This is a genomic window from Celeribacter ethanolicus, from assembly GCF_002407265.1.
GTDB classification, from domain to species: Bacteria; Pseudomonadota; Alphaproteobacteria; order Rhodobacterales; family Rhodobacteraceae; genus Celeribacter; species Celeribacter ethanolicus.
In genome coordinates, this window is sequence record NZ_CP022196.1 from 1121199 (window position 1) to 1142135 (window position 20937).

The 20937-nt window shown below is 62.4% G+C and carries 19 protein-coding genes; 4 read left to right on the forward strand and 15 right to left on the reverse strand.

Annotated features, from left to right (window positions below; all coding sequences use genetic code 11):
• The first annotated feature begins 1 nt into the window (after position 1).
• From CEW89_RS05410 to CEW89_RS05420, 3 genes are read left to right on the forward strand one after another with little or no spacing between them, the layout of a single operon-like run.
• Complete coding sequence (locus tag CEW89_RS05410; RefSeq protein ID WP_096805190.1) at positions 2–883, forward strand: CheR family methyltransferase; 882 nt, start codon at positions 2–4, stop codon at positions 881–883.
• Positions 883–1269 carry a response regulator gene (locus CEW89_RS05415; protein WP_096805191.1) on the forward strand — a complete coding sequence of 129 codons (387 nt, stop codon included), beginning with the start codon at positions 883–885 and terminating at the stop codon, positions 1267–1269. The genes CEW89_RS05410 and CEW89_RS05415 overlap by 1 nt, the downstream gene beginning before the upstream one ends.
• A complete protein-coding gene (locus tag CEW89_RS05420) occupies positions 1269–1670 on the forward strand; it encodes a hypothetical protein (protein WP_157779765.1) in 402 nt (133 codons plus the stop codon). Before CEW89_RS05415 ends, CEW89_RS05420 begins: the two co-directional genes overlap by 1 nt.
• Before the next feature lie 377 nt (positions 1671–2047).
• Here CEW89_RS05420 and CEW89_RS05425 read toward each other — a convergent pair whose 3' ends face one another.
• From CEW89_RS05425 to CEW89_RS05450, 6 genes are all read right to left on the reverse strand, one after another.
• Positions 2048–2371 (reverse strand): hypothetical protein, encoded by a 324-nt coding sequence (locus tag CEW89_RS05425; protein WP_096805193.1) that lies wholly within the window; start codon positions 2369–2371, stop codon positions 2048–2050.
• Between the two features lie 273 nt (positions 2372–2644).
• Positions 2645–3553 carry a glycoside hydrolase family 26 protein gene (locus tag CEW89_RS05430; protein WP_096805194.1) on the reverse strand — a complete coding sequence of 303 codons (909 nt, stop codon included), beginning with the start codon at positions 3551–3553 and terminating at the stop codon, positions 2645–2647.
• Between the two features lie 13 nt (positions 3554–3566).
• A complete protein-coding gene (locus tag CEW89_RS05435; protein ID WP_244906162.1) occupies positions 3567–5453 on the reverse strand; it encodes a glycosyltransferase in 1887 nt (628 codons plus the stop codon).
• A 3-nt stretch (positions 5454–5456) separates the two neighbouring features.
• Positions 5457–6473, reverse strand: coding sequence for a UDP-glucose 4-epimerase GalE (galE, locus tag CEW89_RS05440; RefSeq protein WP_066704878.1), 1017 nt, complete (start codon positions 6471–6473; stop codon positions 5457–5459).
• Positions 6470–7540, reverse strand: coding sequence for a UDP-glucuronic acid decarboxylase family protein (locus CEW89_RS05445; RefSeq protein WP_081423813.1), 1071 nt, complete (start codon positions 7538–7540; stop codon positions 6470–6472). Before CEW89_RS05445 ends, galE begins: the two co-directional genes overlap by 4 nt.
• Positions 7541–7811: 271 nt before the next feature.
• Positions 7812–8276, reverse strand: coding sequence for an Lrp/AsnC family transcriptional regulator (locus CEW89_RS05450; protein WP_066704876.1), 465 nt, complete (start codon positions 8274–8276; stop codon positions 7812–7814).
• Between the two features lie 111 nt (positions 8277–8387).
• On the opposite strand from CEW89_RS05450, the gene putA reads away from it, so the two are divergent.
• A complete protein-coding gene (gene putA, locus CEW89_RS05455) occupies positions 8388–11795 on the forward strand; it encodes a bifunctional proline dehydrogenase/L-glutamate gamma-semialdehyde dehydrogenase PutA (RefSeq protein ID WP_096805195.1) in 3408 nt (1135 codons plus the stop codon).
• Between the two features lie 86 nt (positions 11796–11881).
• On the opposite strand, the gene CEW89_RS05460 is transcribed toward putA, so the two are convergent.
• The 9 genes from CEW89_RS05460 to mhpA form a co-directional block, all read right to left on the reverse strand.
• On the reverse strand, positions 11882–12214 hold the full coding sequence (locus CEW89_RS05460; protein WP_096805196.1) for a hypothetical protein: 333 nt from the start codon (positions 12212–12214) through the stop codon (positions 11882–11884).
• A gap of 10 nt (positions 12215–12224) precedes the next feature.
• The gene (locus tag CEW89_RS05465) at positions 12225–13061 is read right to left on the reverse strand and encodes a dioxygenase family protein (RefSeq protein ID WP_066704870.1); all 837 of its coding nucleotides are present in this window, start codon (positions 13059–13061) and stop codon (positions 12225–12227) included.
• A 29-nt stretch (positions 13062–13090) separates the two neighbouring features.
• Entirely contained in the window at positions 13091–14119 is a 1029-nt protein-coding gene (locus CEW89_RS05470) for a branched-chain amino acid ABC transporter permease (protein ID WP_096805197.1), read from the reverse strand.
• 9 nt (positions 14120–14128) lie between these two features.
• Positions 14129–14992 (reverse strand): branched-chain amino acid ABC transporter permease, encoded by an 864-nt coding sequence (locus CEW89_RS05475; RefSeq protein WP_096805198.1) that lies wholly within the window; start codon positions 14990–14992, stop codon positions 14129–14131.
• A complete protein-coding gene (locus CEW89_RS05480) occupies positions 14989–15702 on the reverse strand; it encodes an ABC transporter ATP-binding protein (protein ID WP_096805199.1) in 714 nt (237 codons plus the stop codon). The genes CEW89_RS05475 and CEW89_RS05480 overlap by 4 nt, the downstream gene beginning before the upstream one ends.
• Positions 15699–16418 (reverse strand): ABC transporter ATP-binding protein, encoded by a 720-nt coding sequence (locus tag CEW89_RS05485; RefSeq protein WP_096807137.1) that lies wholly within the window; start codon positions 16416–16418, stop codon positions 15699–15701. The genes CEW89_RS05480 and CEW89_RS05485 overlap by 4 nt, the downstream gene beginning before the upstream one ends.
• Before the next feature lie 74 nt (positions 16419–16492).
• The gene (locus CEW89_RS05490; protein WP_096805200.1) at positions 16493–17758 is read right to left on the reverse strand and encodes an ABC transporter substrate-binding protein; all 1266 of its coding nucleotides are present in this window, start codon (positions 17756–17758) and stop codon (positions 16493–16495) included.
• Positions 17759–17798: 40 nt separating this feature from the next.
• The gene (locus tag CEW89_RS05495) at positions 17799–18875 is read right to left on the reverse strand and encodes a maleylacetate reductase (protein WP_244906163.1); all 1077 of its coding nucleotides are present in this window, start codon (positions 18873–18875) and stop codon (positions 17799–17801) included.
• A gap of 130 nt (positions 18876–19005) precedes the next feature.
• Complete coding sequence (mhpA, locus tag CEW89_RS05500; RefSeq protein ID WP_096805201.1) at positions 19006–20652, reverse strand: bifunctional 3-(3-hydroxy-phenyl)propionate/3-hydroxycinnamic acid hydroxylase MhpA; 1647 nt, start codon at positions 20650–20652, stop codon at positions 19006–19008.
• Between the last annotated feature and the right edge of the window lie 285 nt (positions 20653–20937).

A 20937-nucleotide genomic window follows, 5' to 3' on the forward strand; every position in this document is an offset into this window, starting at 1 on the left:
GATGGCGAGCGCCATTTCGGATCGGGCCTTTGCCCGAATCGTCGCCATCGCGTCCAGGGAGGCGGGCATCGTGCTTGCCCAATCCAAGGTCTCGATGGTGAAATCCCGTCTGAGCCGTCGTCTGCGCGCCCTGAACATCCCGAGCTTCGACGCCTATCTGGATTTTCTGGAGACCTCGAACGACAAGCAGGAGATGGAGAATTTCATCTCGGCGCTGACCACGAACGTCTCGCATTTCTTCAGGGAAAACCATCACTTTGACTATCTGAGTACCACCATCATCCCGCATCTCCGTAAAAAACTTGCGGCGGGCGGCAAGGCCCGGATCTGGTCGGCGGGCTGCTCGAACGGGCAGGAACCCTATTCCATCGCCATGACAATCCTGAAGGAAGCCCCGGACCTCGCCAAGAAGGATCTCAAGATCCTGGCGACGGATATCGACCCTGAGGTCCTCGTGCGGGCGAAAAGCGCGCAGTATATCGGCTCCCTGACCACGGGTCTCAGCGACGAGATAATCAAAGCCTTCTGCACGAGTTCCGAACAGGACGGCGAGATTGCGTTGACCCTCAAACCGGAGCTTCGCAACATGGTCGCGTTCCGACAGCTCAACCTGCATGCAGAATGGCCCATGAAGGGCAAATTCGACGCCATTTTCTGTCGCAATGTCGTGATCTATTTCGACGAAGAGACGCAAGCCCGGCTGTTCCGGCGTTTTGCCGGCATTCTCGAACCCGGAGGCTGGCTGATGCTCGGACATTCAGAGCGGTTGAGCGAAAGCGCGGCACCGCTTTTCGAAAATGCCGGCGTCACCACCTACAAAACGAAATCGAACACCCTGCTCCTCTCCACGACTGAGGCACAGGCCCAAAAAGGAACGGTCTGATGGCACTTCGAGATCAACTTCGCGTCATGGTCGTCGATGATATGTCCACGAGCCGCGGGCTTATCACCAACGCCTTGGATTCCTTCGGCATTCGCAATGTGGCAAGCGCGGGAGACGGGCCCTCCGCCTTGCAGAAACTCGCAACCACCCCGGTGCATCTTGTGATCTCGGATTACAACATGCCCGGTATGGATGGGCTTCAGCTTCTGCATGCGCTGCGCACGAATGGCCCCACCCGCGGCATCGGATTTTTGCTGATCACGGGGCGTGCCGACCGAGAGATTATTGATATGGGCAAACGCCTAGGAATGAACAATTTCCTGAAAAAGCCCTTTGATCCGAACGGGCTGAGGTCCGCGATCGAAGCTATCGTGGGAAAACTCTGATGTCGCCGATCCCAGCACATTCCCTACCGCAAGACAGTTCGAGCGAACCAGCATCCATTCCTCTGAAAACGCTGAACAAGCGCATTCAGGATGAAATGGTGACTCTGGTCATCCTAGCGGCGGAGGTCCAGATTGCGCTGGGGCCGACACTTGCGGAAGCCAAGAGCCTCTCCCCGGCGGTGCAACGCAGCCTTCAGGCAATCGACCGCCTGCATCAGACGCTTGACGATCTGCAACGGGTGATGGGGCATCTGTCCGGCCAGGCCGAACAGGAACTGGTGGAAATCAACCCTTTGAGCGAGGTCATCCGGCTGCGCCACCTCGCCCATAAACTGTTCGACAATATCGACGCGCCTTTCGCCCTCTCAGAAGACGACTCCGGGGAAATCGCCTGGTTCTGATCCGCGCCCCTCGTGCGATCCTTCCGGCGCGAACCTTCGCAGCCTCCGCGTCCCGGTCCGACAGCAGGAACCTCCCTGTCGGACGACACTCTGTCAGCGATGTCGCGGTTGCCTCTGACACAGGCCAAAGAGAACAGCCAGGACGAAACAGAACCGGCCCGACGGAGCCCAAACCCGCACAGGGTTCAAACCAGCGCTCGAAATAAAACTCGCAATGAAAAACAGCGCCTGTTTCCACAGCACTCTGTTCTGCGCTCTTTTCAAACAGATCTGACACAGCAGAAGAGCTCAGGCACTCACCCGAAGTTTCTCTCGCGATTGGTACGGCACAGGTCACGGCTCGGACCGTAGCCCCCTGCCGCCCCAAACTGTCGAAATCAGCGGCGATAGCAGCGGGAATGGTTGCCGAAGCCGGCAGGCGAACAAATCCAGGAGCCGGAGCCTTGCGGTGTCGGGGCCGTCGTGGTCATGCCGGCATCCGCGACATCCTTGCCACCTGCGAGCCAGTCGAAGCGGGTGCCGCCGCTGCCACCGACCGTGGTCTTTTGCGCGCTCGTCCCCGTCTGCGAGGCCAATACCGGATCCCCCGCAGCCATCACAGCCATTGCGAACGCGGCAGTCAGAACCGCCTTGGATAGAGCACCTTTGCTGCACACATCTTTGCTGTACACATGGGAAATGGATTTCGTAAACACGAACATTGCTCTGCCTCCTTTGCGCGGCCTCGTCCAGCACAGGGGCAGAGACAGGTCCGTCGTTCTCTCGTTACCCCGTGATTGGTAAAAACGAGGTTACAGGTCAAGAAGGTCATGAGTTCGACACAAGCATGGCAGCATTGTGTCAGACACGGATGACGAATGTGATCCAGATAAAATAAAATATCTTCAATACGTTGCACAAAACAAAAGAAATGGGCGGTTTTTCGCCGCCCATTCGTCTCTGTCGCAATTTAGAGCATAACGCCCAAGATCAGGTCATTTGAGAACCTGGTTCTTGACGCGCCAGTCCGGCTGTCCGAAGCCTTCCGGCCACGGGTAGACTTCCGGGTAGTTGAAGTAGACGACACCGACCAGAGCCGGATAATCGGCATTTTCGGCCCGCACCGTGTTCTTCCAGTTTTCGACGTAACCCGCCTGACCGACATAGCCGAGTTCGGCGACCACGACCGGTTTGCCGAAGGCCTGCGCCCGTTCATAACGCGGCGCGAAAATCTCGTCATAGGTCCGGTCATGACCGTATTTCGCCTGATCCCAAGCCTGAAGACCGAAGACCGACAGGCCAACGAGATCGGCATAGTCGTCACCCGGATAGTATTGCGCCATTTTCTCATCGCCCAGTGGCGACCACATCAGGTTGATGTTCGGCGCATCTTCCTTGCAGAGATCCGTCATCCGACGGTAGGCGGCGATATAGTCGTCGGGGTTCCAGCCTGCCCAGATGAATTGGCCGCTCTCGTCGTCCATTTCATGCATGAACCGCAGGGTCACCGGGCTTTTCAGCGTGCCCAGAACCTGACAGACCGCATGCATGTTGCCGTCATAAGTGCCATTGAAAATCCCCTCGCGCAGGTAGCGCGCGGTGTTGCGTTCGCTGCGCGACCAGGTCCAAGGCTCCAGCGTCACCAGCAGCGCGCGCTGACGTTCGAGCGCATAGGCGTCGGCATCGTTCAGCGACGGAAGGTACACGTCCTCCCACGGCAGGAACAGATGTTCGACCGTGATCGCATCGTCGCGGGAGAAATCCCCGTCCGGGTCATAGACCCCGAACGGCACCTGCCCCGGCGGCGATTGCGCAAAGCCCATGCTCAGAAGCCCCGACAGGACCCCTATTCCAAGACCGGCGCCCAGCGCCTTCATCATCCGTTTTGTCGACATCGTCAGCATCGCTCCCTCCCTTTCAGGGCGCTAGGTCCCCAAACCATTCCGGTGCGAATTCCAGATGCACATCCCCCGGCTGGCCCTGACCCGCACCGGCGACCACGTACTCGACTTTCATCACTTGCAGAGGCTCGAGTCCGTAAGACAGGGCAAGGAGACCCATCTGTCCCCTCAGGATAACAGAATTGGCAAAAAACGCCATGATCATTATCAAAACAGCACTTTGCATTGCGAGTTTCGGGGTGAAATTCCGCAATCTGATATGGTTTTCCCGCACATGGTGAAGGATCGCCACCGCAAGCAGGATGACGTAGATCACCGCGTTCAACAGCGTCAAAAGATAGAACCCCGGCGCCACCACGAGATGCGCGCGCAGCATGACCGGAAGGATCGCGCCCAGCGCCAGAACCGCGTACACCATGATGATCCGCATTGGCATAGTGGCCTGTGCCGCAGCCCCCTTGGGCGTGATGCGGAAATCCACGAAATGCCCGGAAATCCGATCTCGCACCGCCATGGCAACGCCCCAAAGCACCCATGGCCATTGTAGGGCGACGAAGAGGATTTTCTCCCAGGCGAGAATCTTCGCATTCATCGGTCGCAACAACCCGTCGCGTTTCAGCCCCCGCACGATCACAAGCGGGATCAGCGCCATCGGGAAACCATGGGCGATAAAGGACGGGTACGTGACATCGGCATAAGTGAAATCGAACAGCACCGCCAGAACCGGCGCGACATAGGCCATGGCCATGGCGAGCGCGAAGAACACGTACCAGAGCTGGCAGAGCAGGAAGAGCGCTTTGAGCCGGAGCGGCAGCTTCGGAAGGTAATCGGGCGTATAGCGCAGCAACAGCGAGACGAGCGAGCGCGACCACTGGAACTCCTGCGTCACCAGATCGGGCAGCGTCGCCGGCCCGTCGCCCAGCGCGAAGGCGTCGATGGCATGAACCCCACGCCACCCCGCCGCCGAAATCAGCATGGTGGTGGAGTGATCCTCCGCCAGCTCCGGCCCGAGACCGCCCGCCTCTTTCAGCGCCCTGGTGCGCACCGCATAATGCGAGCCGATGCACATCGGCGTCAGAAGCCGGGTATAGCCCGCCTGAAAGATGCCATGGAAGGCCGCCTCGACATAAAGCCTTGTGCGTGCCGCCCAGTGGCCTTTCGCATTGGCGCCACAGATCGAGGGGGCGGAGACATAGCCGACCTCCGGATCGGCAAAAGGACGCACCATCTCGCGCAGGTATCCCGGCGCAGGGACATGATCCGAGTCGAGCTGGGAGACGATGTCGTAAAGCCGATAGCCCCATGTGTCGTAGAAATAGGCCAGATTGCCCTCCTTGCAGCGCGTCCGGCGCGGCCATTCCTTTTGATGATACGCCTCGAGATCCTTGCGCGAGGAGATATGCACCCCATGGGCGGCACACCAGTCGGTGACCTCGGGCGTCGGGGCTTCATCGGCGAGCCATGTGTCATGCGGATAATCTTGCGCCAACATCGCTTCGAGCGTGGGCCGGATCACCTCGAAGGGTTCCGAGGGCGTCTTGGTCACGATCATCGCCACCCGGTACTGCCCCGGCTCGGGATCGGGCGCGGCGGAGCGATGCGCCGCAAGGAAAATCACCATGAAATAGGCCTGCATGCTCCAGACCCAGACCAGCCCGAGGGTGATCAGCGCAAACCGCCCCACCCCGCCGATATGCGCGGGTTGGAACCACCAAGTCCAGAACCACAGCGAGGCGAGAAACCACAGCCCCGCCAGAAAGCCGTACCAGAGCCTGCGCCGCCGCGAAAACAGCGGGGTCAGCATCGACCGGGGCGCAAGCGCCGGATGACGGCACACACGGCGCTTCGCCTTCGGGGCGACTGGCTTTTCCCTCACGGGCTGTTTCACCACAGGCTTGGTCATCACTCAGGCGACCTTCGGCGCCCCCACGGGCCGTTCGGCAAACCACGGTGCAGCATGGCCGACGATCTCGTCGATATTGGTCCATTGCGCCTCGAAGCCCAGCGCCTCACGCGCCCGGGCCGGGTTGGCCACAAGTTCCGGCGGATCGCCCGCGCGCCGCGGACTGTCGATATGCGGCACCGCATGTCCGGTCACCCGTTCGACCGCATCGAGGATCTCCTGCACGGATGTGCCCTTGCCGGTGCCCAGATTGAGCTTGAGCGGTCCCGCCCCTGCCCGCAGTGCATCCAGCGCCAGCACATGGGCCCGCGCCAGATCGCCGACATGAATGTAATCGCGCACACAGGTGCCGTCGGGCGTCGGGTAATCCGTCCCAAAGACCTGAAGCGGCGCGCCCGTGCCTTCGGCAGCCATCAGCGCCAGCGGGATGAGATGGGTTTCCGGATCGTGACGTTCGGAAAGCTCGAACTCCGGGTCCGACCCCGCCGCGTTGAAATAGCGCAGAGCCGCATAGCTCAGCCCCCAAGCCGTGGCGGCGTCCTCCATCATCCATTCGCAGATCAGCTTCGAACGCCCATAGGGGTTGATCGGCGCCTGCGCCATGGTCTCGTCGATCGGCATATGCGTCGGCACACCATAGGTGGCACAGGAGGAAGAGAACACCAGCGTCTTCACGCCCATCTCCTGCATCGCCCCCAGCAATGCAATCATGCCGCCGACGTTGTTGTCGTAATACATCTGCGGCTCATGCACGCTCTCGCCGACATAGGCGAAGGCCGCGAAATGGATCACCGCGTCGATGCGCTCGTCCCTGAGCACCTGCACGAGCCGCGCACGATCCCGCAGATCGCCCTTCATGAAGGCCCCCCAGCGCACCGCATCGGCATGGCCGCGCGACAGGTTGTCATAGACCACCGGCACCATCCCTGCACGGCTCAGCGCCTTGCAGCAATGCGACCCGATATAGCCCGCGCCACCGGTGACCAGCACGCGTGCGGGTCTGGACGGAAACTGTGTCATGCCGCACCTCCCCCCGCGATCAGGTTGACGACATTGCCCGCATTGGTATGCGCCTGGGACAGTTCCAGTTCCTTGCTGAAATAGCTGACCGTCGGCACCAGCCCCACGCGCAACGACACTTTGGGTTCCCAATTCAACAAGGTGTTCGCCCGCGTGATATCGGGACGGCGTTGCCGCGGGTCGTCTTTCGGCAGATCACAATACACCGCGCCGCCATGTTCCGGGATCATCTTCTGCACCAGACGCGACAGCTCGTTCATGGTGAATTCGCCCGGATTGCCGAGATTGACCGGCACCGCGCCGCAGGTTTCGCATTCCATCAGTGTCATCAGCCCGTCGAGCATGTCGTCGACATAGCAGAAGGAGCGCGTCTGTTCGCCCGTACCGTAAATCGTCATCGGCTCACCCTTGAGCGCCTGCACGATGAAGTTGGAGATCACCCGCCCGTCCTCCGGGTCCATCCGCGGCCCGTAGGTGTTGAAAATCCGCGCCACGCGCACATCGACGCCGCGCGTCACATGCATGTCGTGGAACAGGGTCTCGGCGGCGCGTTTGCCCTCGTCATAGCAGGAGCGCGGCCCCATGGTGTTCACCAGCCCGCGATACTCCTCGTTCTGCGGCGAGACATCCGGGTCGCCATAGACCTCGGACGTCGAGGATTGCAGCACGCGCGCACCTTTTCTGGACGCCAGTTCAAGCAGGTTGAGCGCCCCCATGACCGAGGTCTGGAAGGTGTGGATCGGGTCTTTCTGGTATTTCGGCGGCGAGGCCGGGCAGGCCAGATTGTAGATCCGGTCGACATGCCCCTTGATGCTGAACGGTTCGACGATGTCATGCAGGAAAAACCGGAACTCCGGCTCCGGCATGAGCGCGCCGATATTCGACAGCCGCCCGGTTTCGAGATTGTCGACGCAGATCACCCGATCCCCTTGCGCCAGCAACCGCCGACACAGGTTGGACCCGATGAACCCAGCTCCCCCCGCGACCAGAACGACCTTTTGCGCAGCACGATTTTCATTGGATGCAAGACTGAATTGCGGATCGAACCGCTTCACGTTGGAGCCCATCTCCCCCTCCTAACCCCTGATCCCTATAAAGCCCCCGCAGCAGAGAGATCAGAGCCATTTGTGTTAAACGTCTATATTTTACATCATAGCCCAAAAATCGACGTTGATGTGTCTCAATCTAACCATAATTTGAAATACACCTTTCTGGTTAACATGCTGCAAAGCAGCGTAAAATGGCGCTGCACCGCGTCGAAATTCCGTCGTGAAACCCCGTCCCGGCCCCTTGGTCGCAGCAGGTCCGGGATCGTTCGCGGACCACCCAAAGCGCCCCTCAAAGATTGAGCCAACTCTGTTCCACCACAGCCTCCATGGCAACGTAGCTCGTGGTCGAACTGATATGCGGCAGGGCGGAGATTTTCTCGGCCATGATCTCGCGATAATGTGCCATATCCCGCGAGCGCAACTTGATCTGGTAGTCGAACCCCCCGGCAATCATGTAGCATTCCTCGACCTCGGGAATGCTTCGCACCGCCGCGTTGAAGTCTTCCAAAGCCTTTTGGCGCGTATCCGACACCCGCACCTCGATATAGGTCACATTGGTGAGCCCGAGCTTGAGCGGAGAGAGGATCGCGCGATAGCCGGTGATCAGCCCGACATCCTCCATCTGCTTGATGCGATAGGTGACGGGGGTCTTTGACAGACCTACCTTTTTAGACAGTTCCGTGATCGGGATCCGGGCATTGGCGACGAGTGCCTCGAGAATTTTCTGATTGGTGGCGTCCAATTCGAAATTCATACTAAACTTCCCCTGAATTTAGGTCATATCGTCTATCCATATTTCAAAATTAGAGCCTTCGTCTACAGATTACCCGGTATATGTGGCGAAATTCCAGTTCCAGAGGTCAACATGGCTCTTCCCTCCTTCCCTGCCCTTGGCTTTGCCGCGAAATACGCTTCTGAGAATCAGTTGCTCGATCGGCTGATCGAAGAGGCCGCAATTTCGCCACAAACCCGTGCCGCGATTTCCACCCGCGCCGTCACCCTCGTGAAACGCATCCGCACCGAGGCCAAGCCGACACTGATGGAGCATTTCCTTGCCGAATACGGGCTCTCGACCCGCGAAGGCGTGGCGCTCATGTGTCTGGCCGAGGCGATGTTGCGCGTGCCGGACAGCTTTACCATCGACGCGCTGATCGAAGACAAGATCGCGCCGTCGGAGTGGAACAAACACATCGGCACCGCCGCCTCCTCGCTGGTGAACGCCTCCACCTGGGCTTTGATGCTCACCGGCAAGGTGCTCGACGACAATCAACCCGGTGTGGCGGGAACGCTGCGCGGCGCGGTCAAACGTCTGGGCGAGCCGGTCATTCGCGCCGCCGTCGGGCGTGCGATGAAAGAAATGGGCCGTCAGTTCGTCTTGGGCGAGACCATCGACAGCGCGCTGAAACGTGGCGAAACCCGCGAAAAACAGGGGTTCACCTATTCCTTCGACATGCTGGGCGAAGCGGCCCGGACCAAGGCCGATGCGGATCGCTACGCCAAGGATTACGCCGACGCCATTACCGCCATCGGCCAACATGCCGCTCATGACACGATCGTCGAGAACCCCGGCATTTCGGTGAAATTCTCCGCCCTGCACCCGCGCTACGAAGTGGCGCAGGAAGCGCGCGTGATGTCCGAACTGGTGCCGGTTCTGACCCGTCTGGCCCGTCAGGCGAAAGACGCGGGTATCGGGTTCCATGTCGATGCAGAGGAACAGGACCGTCTGGTCCTGTCCTTCAAGGTGATCGAAGCCGTGCTCTCCGACGATTATCTCGCCGGATGGGAAGGGTTCGGCGTGGTGGTTCAAGCCTATGGAAAACGCGCCGCCCCGGCGATTGATGCGCTTTACGACATGGCGAAACGCTATGATCGCAAGATCAACATCCGTCTGGTCAAAGGCGCCTATTGGGACACGGAGATGAAACTCGCGCAGGTCACCGGCCAGCCGGGCTTCCCGCTGTTCACCTCGAAAACCGCCACCGATGTGTCCTATGCCTGCCTCGTCCGGAAACTCTTCGGCATGGGCGATCACATCTTCCCGCAATTCGCCACGCACAACGCCCATACGGTTGCGACCATCATGGAGCTTGCCGAGGGCCGTCCCTTTGAGTTCCAGCGCCTGCACGGCATGGGCGAGCGTCTGCATGACATCGTGCTGAAGGAAACCGGCGGGCATTGCCGCATCTATGCACCCTGTGGCGCGCACCGCGACCTTCTGGCCTATCTCGTCCGTCGCCTGTTGGAAAACGGCGCGAACTCCTCCTTCGTGCACCAGATCGTCGACGAAAACGTGCGCCCCGAAGACATCGCCAAGGACCCGTTCGACGCCATTGCGACCGCCAAAGCCCCCTCGGGCCTTGTGCATCCGGCGCAGATCTTCGGCGGCGACCGCGTCAATTCGAAAGGCTGGGATCTCACCGACGATGGCGTTCTGGCAGAGATCTTCGCCGCCCGCGATGTGGCCCTGCCCAATGCGCACCCGCTCACCGTCGCCGCCCCCTCTGGCACGGCCCAGCCGGTGACCAACCCGGCCACGGGCGAGACCATCGGCGAGGTGATCGAGGCCGACAAAGCCACCGTCGAGGCCGGCTTGGACAACGCCCGCCCTTGGACCGCCCCCGCCGCCGAGCGCGCCGCCGTGCTGCGTCGTGTCGCCGATCTCTATGAGGCCAATTACGGCGTGCTCTTCGCCATTCTCGCGAAAGAAGCCGGGAAATCCCTGCTCGACGCCGTTGGCGAACTGCGCGAGGCGGTCGATTTCCTGCGCTACTACGCACAGGAAGGCGAAACCAGCCCCCGCAGCCCGCGCGGCATCTTCACCGCGATCAGCCCGTGGAACTTCCCTCTGGCGATTTTCACCGGTCAGATCGCTGCCGCGCTGATGGCCGGGAATGCCGTGCTCGCCAAACCCGCCGAACAGACTCCGATCATCGCCACCAAGGCGGTCGAGCTAATGCATGAGGCCGGTGTGCCGCGTGAGGTTCTGCAACTGCTGACCGGGCGCGGGGCGACCGTCGGTGCGGCGCTGACCTCGGACAAGCGCGTCAAGGGCGTGGTCTTCACCGGCTCCACCGACACGGCCCAGCGGATCAACCGCACCATGGCCGAGCATCTCGAACCGGGCACGCCGCTGATCGCGGAAACCGGCGGGCTCAATGCGATGATCGTCGACTCGACCGCTTTGTCCGAACAGGCCGTGCGCGATGTCGTCGCCTCCGCGTTCCAATCCGCCGGTCAGCGCTGTTCCGCGCTGCGCTGCCTCTACCTGCAAGAAGACAGCGCGCCGCATGTGATCGAGATGATCAAAGGCGCGATGGATCAGCTCACAGTTGGCAACCCGTGGGACCTGACCACGGATGTCGGCCCAGTGATCGACCGCGAAGCACGCGACGAGATCGCGGGCTATGTGGCGCAGAAATCCAACAGCATCATGCACCAGATCGCCGCGCCCTCCGAGGGCACGTTTGTGGCGCCGACGATGCTTAAAGTTTCGGGCATCAACGATCTCGAACGCGAGATTTTCGGCCCGGTTCTGCACATCGCGACCTTCAAGGCCCGCGATCTCGACAAGATCGTCGCCGAGGTCAACGCCCGTGGCTTTGGCCTGACCTTCGGGCTGCACACGCGGATCGACGACCGCGTGCAGAACATCTCCGAGGCGATCCATGCCGGCAACATCTACGTCAACCGCAACCAGATCGGCGCGGTCGTCGGCTCCCAGCCTTTCGGTGGCGAAGGCCTCTCCGGCACGGGTCCGAAAGCCGGTGGTCCGCTCTACCTGCCGCGCTTCTTCGCCCCGGAACCGGGTCTTGCCGAAGCCGGTCGGTTCGAACGCGGGGCCGATCTCAAGGCGCTGCGCGAGGCGCTGGCCAACCCGGTCGAGACCAAGCTCGAAGAGCGTCTGATGCCCGGGCCGACCGGCGAGATGAACCGTCTCGCCTTCTACACCCGCCCGGCCGTGCTCTGCCTCGGGCCGGGGGCGGAAGCGGCCAAGGCGCAGGCTGCGGCGGTCAAGGCTCTGGGCGGGATCGCCATCGCTTTTGGCGGGACGCTTTCGGCGAAAGACCTTGCCGCGCTCAATGGCTTCTCCGCCGCGCTCTGGTGGGGCGATGCCGAGACGGCACGGGGCTTGGCCAAGGCGCTGGCCTCGCGCGACGGGGCGATCCTGCCCCTGATCACCGCGCGGCCCGACAAGGCCCATGTCGCCCATGAACGCCACCTTTGTGTGGACACCACGGCGGCGGGCGGCAACGCAGCCCTTCTGGCGGGTTGAGGCTTTCAGGATTGGAAAACGGAAAAAGAGCGCGGCCCCCCGCGCTCTTTTGATGTTCAGGGTCCGGATTGTCAGCCTCTGGATTGTCAACGACGGGCGAAATAGCCCCCGGGGTCCATCACCGTGATCCGCACACTGGCACGACTGTCGCAAATCGCACTGAGCCGCACCTGCAGGCGCTCGGCCACATCCTCAAGCACCTCGGGGCCGCGCTCCGCCTTGCCCAACACCCGCAGATCGGCATTGACCTGTGACTGATCCGGCAGGCCGAAGACCGGCACAACCGTCAGATGCGCGAAATCCGGCGCGACCGTGAGCCGTTCGCAGAGCATGGCGCGCAGATCGGGCAAGGCCGCCATCAGCGCCTCCTGCCGGGCCTGCCAGAGCGCGTGGTCAATGGCGATGGACAGCAATGGCATCGCACCCTCCTCAGTCTGCAACCATGACGAAATCGAAGGGCGACCGCCACTCCGTCTCGGCTTTGACATGCTCGAACGGCGCGACCAGCGTTTCCTTGACGCCGAACACGCTGTCGTCGTTCAGATAGCTGTCATCGCCCACGAAGGTGTGGGTGACGATGGTCTTGAAGCCGGGGGCCGTGACCATGAAATGCATATGCGCCGGACGGTAGGGATGCCGCCCGAGCTGGCCCAGCATCTTGCCGACCGGCCCGTCATCCGGGATCGGATAGCTCACCGGTTTGATACCGACAAAGCTGTAGGCCCCGTCCGCTTCCGTGATGAACCGGCCCCGATTGTTGAACGCGGGCTGGATGTCGGGCTGCTGCACATCGTAATACCCGTCGGCATTGTCGGACCAGACATCGACACAGGCGCCTTCGATCGGCTCTCCATGAATGTCGATGACCTTGCCGAGGAAGAGGCAGCTTTCCCCCTTGCCGTCGAGAGAAATATTGTCCCCCATCTTGCGGATCGGCGCATCGGCGACGTGGAACGGACCGAACACGGTGTTTTCGGTCGCCCCCGCCGGGCGGCGGTTGTTGATCGCATCGACCAGCATGGAAAAGCCCAGCACGTCGGACAAGAGGATGAACTCCTGCCGCTCCGGGCTGCAGATCTGGCCGGTCTGGGTCAGGAAGTCGATGCCGAAGTCCCATTCCTCCTGGGTCAGGTCGACCTCCTTGGCGAAGGCGTGCAGATGCTTGACCAGCGCCCCCATCACGGTTTTCAGACGCGGGTCGATGTCAGCCCCCATACGGGCATTGACGGCCTCGACGGAGCCTTCCTCGGTGAAATAATCGGTCATGGGTTTCCCCTTTTTCTGTTACAGGATTATCAGGTGTCGGAACGCGGCAGCGCTCTGTGCCGCAGCGGCAGAAGCTCGATCCCCGTCTTTTCGGTGAACATCCCCCAAAGCCCCTTGCGCGCGAACAGCATGATGACGATGCCGATGAGGCCCAGCACGATCAGATAGACCGTGCCGTAATCCGCGAGCGCGCGTTGCAGGATGTAGAAGACGAGCACCCCCACGACCGGGCCGGGCAAGGTGCCGATGCCGCCGATGACGGTGATGAAGATGACGAAGGCGGTCCAGTCCACGACCGAGAACGCCGCATCCGGGCTGACCCGCGTGATCTGGATGAACAGAAGCGCGCCGCAGAGCCCGGTGCCGAAGGCGGTGAGCACGAAGACCAGCGCCTTGAGCCGCAAGGGGTCGACCCCCACCGAACGTGCCGCTTCGACATTGTCGCGGATCGCCTGAAGCCCCAACCCCATGCGCGAGCGCAGGAACAGGTACCCCGCCAGAAGCGTCACCGTCGCCAATGCCAGCGCCAGCCAATAGGTCAGCGCATCGGACGCCGCCGAAGACGAGACCCCCAGAAGCTCCTTGATCTGCGCCACGCCGAGCATGTCCTTGGTGGTGCCCTTGGGCAGAGAGGTGCCGGTGCCGCCGCCCAGTGCTTTCCACTGGGCCAGAGAGAGTCGGACGATTTCGGCCGAAACCCATGTGCCAATGGCGAAATAAGCCCCGTTCAGGCGAAAGGTGAAAAACGCAATCGGAAGCGACAGGAGCATCGCAGCCAGCCCGCCCAGAAGGATCGCGGGCAAAGGGTCCCAGCCCCAGAGGATCACGCCACCGAACATGGCATAGGCACCGACGCCGACGAAAGCCTGCTGCCCCACGGACACGAGCCCCGCGAAGCCCGCCAGCATGTTCCAGTTGAGCGCCAGCACCAGAAGGGTGAGCACCATGAACAGGTCCTGCACCATGGCGCGCGAGCCGATCACCGGCACGCAGACGAGCGCCACGAAAACCAGCGCCATGAACGCGCGTGTCAGGGTGATTTTGGAAGAAGTGGTCATCGTGAACCCTCAGTCATTGGCGCGCGGGAACAACCCGCGGGGACGGATCAGAAGAACGAGCACGAAGGCGACATGGCCCGCGAGGATCTGCCATTCGGGATTGACGGCGGCGCCCAGCGCCTGCGCCACCCCGATCAGAATGCCCCCCGCGAGTGTGCCCCAGAGCGAGCCGAGACCGCCGATGATCACCGCTTCGAAGGCGTAGATCAGCCGTGCCGGACCGATGGAGGGATCGAAATTCGCCCGGATGCCGAGGTACAGAGCCGCGATGGTGGCGACGACCATGGCAATGCCCGTGGCGATGGCAAAAACATTGCGCGGACGAATGCCCATGAGCCCCGCCGTCACCGCATCGTCCGAGGTGGCACGAAAGGCGCGGCCCAGTTTGGTGCGGTAGAACAACCGGTTGAGAGCAAAGATCACCACCACGGCGGAGATCAGCGTCAAAAGCGGCATGACTCCCACGGTGATCGGGCCAAGTGGCAGGGAAGCCGCCTCGATGGGACCGGCGGACAGCTTCTGGCTGTCGGCGGAAAAGCCTTCCAACAAGCCGTTCTGGATCACCACGGACAGTCCGAAGGTCACAAGAAGCGGCGGCAGGATGTCGTCGCCCAGCACACGGTTCAGCACATAGGTCTGAAGCGCCCAGCCGATGGCGAACATCACCGGCACCGCGATCAGCACCGCCACGAACGGCGACAGGCCCAGAAGATTGACAACCGTCAGGATGAGAAACGCCGCCAGCACGATGAGATCGCCATGTGCGAGGTTCACCAGTCGCATGATCCCGAACACAAGGCTCAGCCCCGCCGCGAACAGCGCGTAAAGCCCGCCCAGAAGGATGCCCTGAACAATGGTATCGACCCAGATCATGCGCTCACTCCGAAATAGGCGTCGTGGATCGCATCGCGCGACAGATCTCCGGGTGCACCGCTCAGTGTGATCCGGCCCTCCATCATGCAAAAGACATGATCGGCGACCTTGAGCGCCTGCCCGATGTCCTGTTCGACCACGATGACCGACGCGCCGCTTTCGCGGATGCGCGGGAAAGCGGCGTAGATGTCACGGATGATCACCGGGGCGAGACCCAGAGAGATCTCATCGCAGAGCAGCACGTCCGGGTTGGACATCAGCGCCCGCCCGATGGCGACCATCTGCTGCTGCCCGCCCGACAGGGCCGTGCCGGGATTGTGCCGGCGTTCCTTCAGGACCGGGAAGAGATCGTAGATCGCCTCCAGCGTCCAATAGCCATTGCCAATACGGCTGTGTGCGCCGATCAGGATATTTTCCTCGACCGTGAGCGACGGGAAAAGCCGCCGCCCCTCCGGCACCATGGAAATGCCGGCCTCCAACACCTCCGGCGCCGACAGCGCGCCGATGGGCCGGTCCTTCAGCGTGATCGCCTCGGCCGGGCTCGGCAGAATGCCGGTGATCGCCCGCATCAGCGTCGATTTGCCCGCACCATTGGCGCCGATGATTGCCAGCGCCCGACCGCGTCTCAAAGTCAGATCGACCCCGAACAAGGCCTGAAAATCGCCATAGAAGGCGGTCAGATTTCGGATGGAAAGCACAGTGTCGGTCATACGTCGATCCCCAGATAAATCTCCTTCACCTCGGGCGAGGCCATCACCGCATCCGGTTCGCCGATCATCAGCATCTTGCCGAAATTCAGCACCATGAGCCGTTCGACCACGGAGGTGAGCGCATGCAGCACATGTTCGATCCAGATGATCGCCGTGCCCTCTGCGTGAATGGATGTGATGGTCTCGATCAGCGCGCCGCATTCCGCCTCGGTCAGCCCGCCCGCGATCTCGTCGAGCAGGATGAGCTTGGGCGAGGTCGCCATGGCACGCGCCAGTTCGAGCCGCTTGCGTTGCAGAAGCGACAACCCGCCGGAGGTGGCATCCGCCACACCGCCAAGCCCGGTGCGCTCGAGAATATCCATGCAGAGCGCCGCCGCATGGGGACCGTGATGGCCGCCGCCGAAATTGGCTGCAACCAGAAGGTTTTCGAACACGCTCAGATGGCTGAACGGCTGCGGGATCTGGAAAGACCGCCCGATGCCCGCCGCCACCCGGCTCATCGGCGGCTTGCGCGTGACATCCGCACCGTCGAACAGGATGCGCCCCGCATTGGGCGCGATATTGCCGGTGATCAGGTTGAACAACGTGGATTTCCCCGCGCCGTTCGGCCCGATGATGCCCAGGGCCTCGCCCGGCGCAACCTCGAAGGAGACCGCGTCGGCGACCTTGAGCGCACCGAAGGATTTCGACACACGGTCGAGTGTAAGAAGGGACATGTCTTGCCTCATGTGGGCCTCTTGTGGGAGGGCTGGCGGTCGAAACCACCAGCCGGTTCCGTCTCGGGTCGGGCTCAGCTCAGGGTCTCGAGCGCGCCGGTCAGCGCGATCTCGGGCGCAAGCCCGTTCTCCACGATCACAAGATCGAACCCGCCATCGTCCTGCATCCGCCACTGACCGCCCACGAGCGGGGTTTTCGACACATTGGCCTTGGCGAAAGGCGGCACGTTGTCCCGGCCCCACTGGATTTTGCCCACAGCGCTGTCGATGTTTGTCGTCCCGATCAGTTCCGCCATCTCATCGCCGTCGGTCGGATCGTCCGCGCGCCTGATCGCATCCATCGCCACTTCGAACAAGCTGTGGATGAAGCCCAGCGGCTGGGTCCACTGACGGCCCGCATAGTCTTCGAACTCGCCCGCCAGATCGGCACAGCTCTGACCGGTCAGGGACGAGGTGAACGGGTGCATCGGCGACCACCAGACCTCGCAGGTCAGATTATGCGCTAGCGGCCCGAGGGCGGCGACGCTTTCCGGGAACAACAGCGCCTTGGCGACCGAGACCATCTTCGGCTGGAAGCCCTGCTGTTTTGCCTGAGTCCAGAAGGTGGTGAAATCCGGCGGGATCGGAATTCCGGTCAGGATCTGCACGTCATTCTGTTTGAACGCGTTGATCTGGGCGGAAAAATCGTCCGTCAGGTTCTGATAGCGCCCGGTGTCGGTGAGCGTGTACCCCGCCCCTGCCAGCGCCGGCGGCATCCCCACGTCGGAGGCCCAGGCATTGCCGTCGCCGTCATTGGGCCAGAGCGCGCCGACGGATTTGTTGCTGTCGATCATGTCCCACATGTTCATGAAGACCTGGACGTTGTCCTCGAGCCCCCAGAAGAAATGATGGACGTAATCGAAGTCCTGCCAGCTCGCCGGATCGGCGGGATTGCCCTGCTGCCCGATGAACCACGGCTGCCAGGGTGCGACGGTGGAGATCACCGGCACCTCTTCGGCCTCGGCGATGGTACAGACCGGGTTCGTCGTTTCCGGCGTCGAGGCGACGCAGATCAGATTGACCTCGTCGCGCACGATCAGCTCGCGGGCGACCTCGGCGGCCCGGTTCGGGTTCGACTGGCTGTCCTTGACGATCACCTCGACCTCGACGCCCTGCGCCCGGGCGGTCTTGACGAAAGTCTCGATGACATAGGCATCGGCCGCCGCGAAACCGCTCAAGGGCCCGGTCTGCGGGCTGACATAGCCGATCTTGATGGGGCCGCTTTTGGCCAGCGCCGGCATCGCCAGAGCGCCCGCCGCCGTGGCCGCCCCGGTTTTCAGGAATGTGCGTCGTGAAAGCATGTGTCTCCTCCCTAAGGTTTATGCTTTTCTTATCTTTTTGTTATGTCCCGCTCTCGGGCGGCACCCCCTCCCAGGCCCGCCCCAGAAGAGCCCGGATCGCGTCCCGCTCCACCGGGCGCGGATTCCAGTAAGGGTTCTGCACCGCGAGATCCGCCGCACGGTCGAGATCGGTCTCCTCCAGACCGAGATCGCGCAGGGACATGGGCGCGCCGAGGTCTTTGGCAAACTGCCAGAGCCCCGCTCCCAGATCGCCGCCGAACAGATCGGCGAGCGGTTGCAGGGCCGTCTTCGCGGCCCCGGCATTATAAGCCGCCGTGTGAGGCAGCATGACCGAATGGGTCTCCGCATGAGGCAGATCGAAAGACCCGCCCAGCGTGTGACAAAGCTTGTGATGCAGCGCCATGCCGACGGAGCCCAGCACCGTACCGCAAAGCCAGGCGCCATAAAGCGCAGCGCCCCGTGCCGCCGCATCCGCAGGCGTCCTGACGATCGCCGGCAGCGCATCGCGCAGCGCCCGCACGCCCTCGACGGCCATCATCGCGGCGATCGGATTGCGGTCCTGCGCATAGACGCCTTCGACCGCATGAGCCATGGCGTTGAGCCCCGATGTCACAGACATGCCGACCGGCAGGCCAAGCGTCAGATCGGGATCGTAGATCACCGTTTCCGGCAGGATCGACCCTGCACGCACCGTGGTTTTCACGCCGTTTTCGGTCTGGCCCAGAATGGGCGTCACCTCGGATCCGGCATAGGTCGTCGCCACCACGAGCTGCGGGCAGTCGTTGCGATAGGCGATGGCCTTGCCCAGTCCGATGGTCGAGCCGCCGCCGAGCGCAACCACCCCGTCGGCCCCCGCCGCCGCATAGGCTGCCATGGCGGTTTGCGTCACCTCGACCGGCGTGTGCATGGCCGCATGGGCGAAGACCCCCGCGGCCAGAGCCCCCAGTTCCGCGGCCAGAGCCTCCGCATCCGCCTTCTGAAACGGGGTCGACAGCACCAGCGCGCGGGTCACGCCGAGCCGGTCGAGTTCGGAGGCGACCGCACTGCGTTTGCCAGCCCCGAACACGATGCGCGCCGGGTTAAGCGCACAGGTGAATGTCGTCATGTGATCTGTCATGTTTCGGTCCTCTTCCCGCACTGACGATAGAGAGAAAATCCGGGCAATGGATCGCATGCGCTCAGAATTACATAACATAATGTTAAGTATTCAGACACATATTCCTGACCTCCGAAAGCCCGGTTTTCCGCTATTGCGCCGCCAGATCCAGCGCTCCGACGCCCCCCATCAACCTCATGATATTGCTGAATTTATCCTGCAAATCATCGACATCTCGCGCGGTCAGGGCGACGTAGAAATCCGGCCGGATCAGCACGTAACGTGCCCCGATCGCATTCAGCCATGTTGCGAAGCGACCTTCGGCATCGACCACATCCGCCGCCCCGCCCTCGGCCACCAGCGTCACGCACCTACCGCCGAGCCGGTCGAACTGTGCCCTCTGCGCTGCGCTCAGCCCCGCCGCCGGGTCGGCCTCATAACCGAGGAGCAGCCAGCCCTGTCCGACGACCTGATCGAAACGATCGCGCCGCCCCGCATGTTCGACGATGCCCTGCACCGACAATTCTCCGGCATAGGCGCTGCCCTCGTCCCAGAGCCCCTGCCCGAGCTGGCAGATGTCGGTCGGCACCGGTGTGTGACCGCGCGCCTCCAGATCGGTGATCATCCGGGCGTCGCGGGCGGCGGCCTGCGCCGCGTCGTCGATACAGATGATCTCGCCCAGCATCTGGCTGAAGTCGATGTAATGCCGCACATGCGCCATGCGTTCCGTGGTGTAGCTGGCGAGCACATCCATCGGCAGGCGCCCCTCCAGAATGCCGTTCAGACGCCAGGCCATCGCCACCGCGTCGCGCAGTCCCGCGCACATGCCCTCGCCCGCGAACGGCGGCATGAGATGGGCGGCATCGCCCCCGATCAGACAGCGCCCCTTGCGCCAGTCCCGGGCCCAGCGCGCCTGGAACCGGTAGACGGCAGCGCGCTCCAGTTCGGCATTCTCCGGCGTCAGCCCCCAGGGCGCCATGAGCTTCCACGCCTGCTCCGGCTGTTGCAGCGCCTGCCCGTCCTCGCCGGGCAGCACCATGAATTCCCAGCGTCGCCGGTCCGGCCCGCCGCTCACCGGCCCCGGGCCGCCCGGCACCACGGTGGTCGGCCGCGCGGGATCGCAAAGTTGCCATTGCGCCGGTTGCTCCGGATGGGCGGCGACGTAATCGAACTGCGGGATCATGTCGAGGATCAGCCAGTCGAAGTAATAGCCCTTGTCCTCGCTCTCCAGCCCCAGAGCCTCGCGCACGAAACTGTTCGCGCCATCCGTGCCTGCGACGAATTGCGCCCGAACCTCGCAGGTCTCGCCCTCGGGACCGACTTCCTCGGGGGTACGGCGCAGGGTCAATGTCACGCCCTCCGCGTCCTGCTCAAGCCCCACCCCGCTCCAGCCACGCCGGATCGTCACCTCCGGCAATTCGGCCGCAATCGCCAGAAGCCGCTTCTCCAGCTCCGGCTGATTGAACCAATAACGCACCCGCCAACCGGAGGCCGACTGGCTCTGCCAATCGACGATCTGGATGTTTTCCCCCGCGCGGTTGCGCCAGTAATACAGCTCATCGTGGTAATTGATCGCCGGATCGTTCTCGGCGTCGATGCCGAGGGTGGCGAGAATGCGGGCGATCTCGTGGTCGAAAGTCACCGCGCGCGGCAACGGGTAGTGCTGCGACCAGCGTTCGATCAGCGTGACCCTCCTGCCAGCCTTGCCGAGCAGAATGGCCAGAAGCGTGCCCACAGGCCCCGCCCCCACGATAGCGACATCGGTCCGAAGACCGACCTTTTGGGTCGATGCGGTCATGATTTCCTCCCTGAAGCGGTCTCCCGCTGCGGCCTATGCCGAAATGCGATTTTCCTCCGCCGGCGCCCCGTCCTCCCGTGGGCTTTGCCGACCTATGCCTTTAGCGTTGCAAGAAAATGAATATTCGTCAACTTTGAGTTTTCGTCATTTACTTTCACAACCAGAGGCTTGATCACATTGAGATTTTACCGGCCACGAGGTGGTCGAGACGCGCACCGGAGGCTGCGCCCCGTGTTGAGCGCCGTGTTGAGCCCGGAGGCAAAAGTGAATATGATTCGATTATGA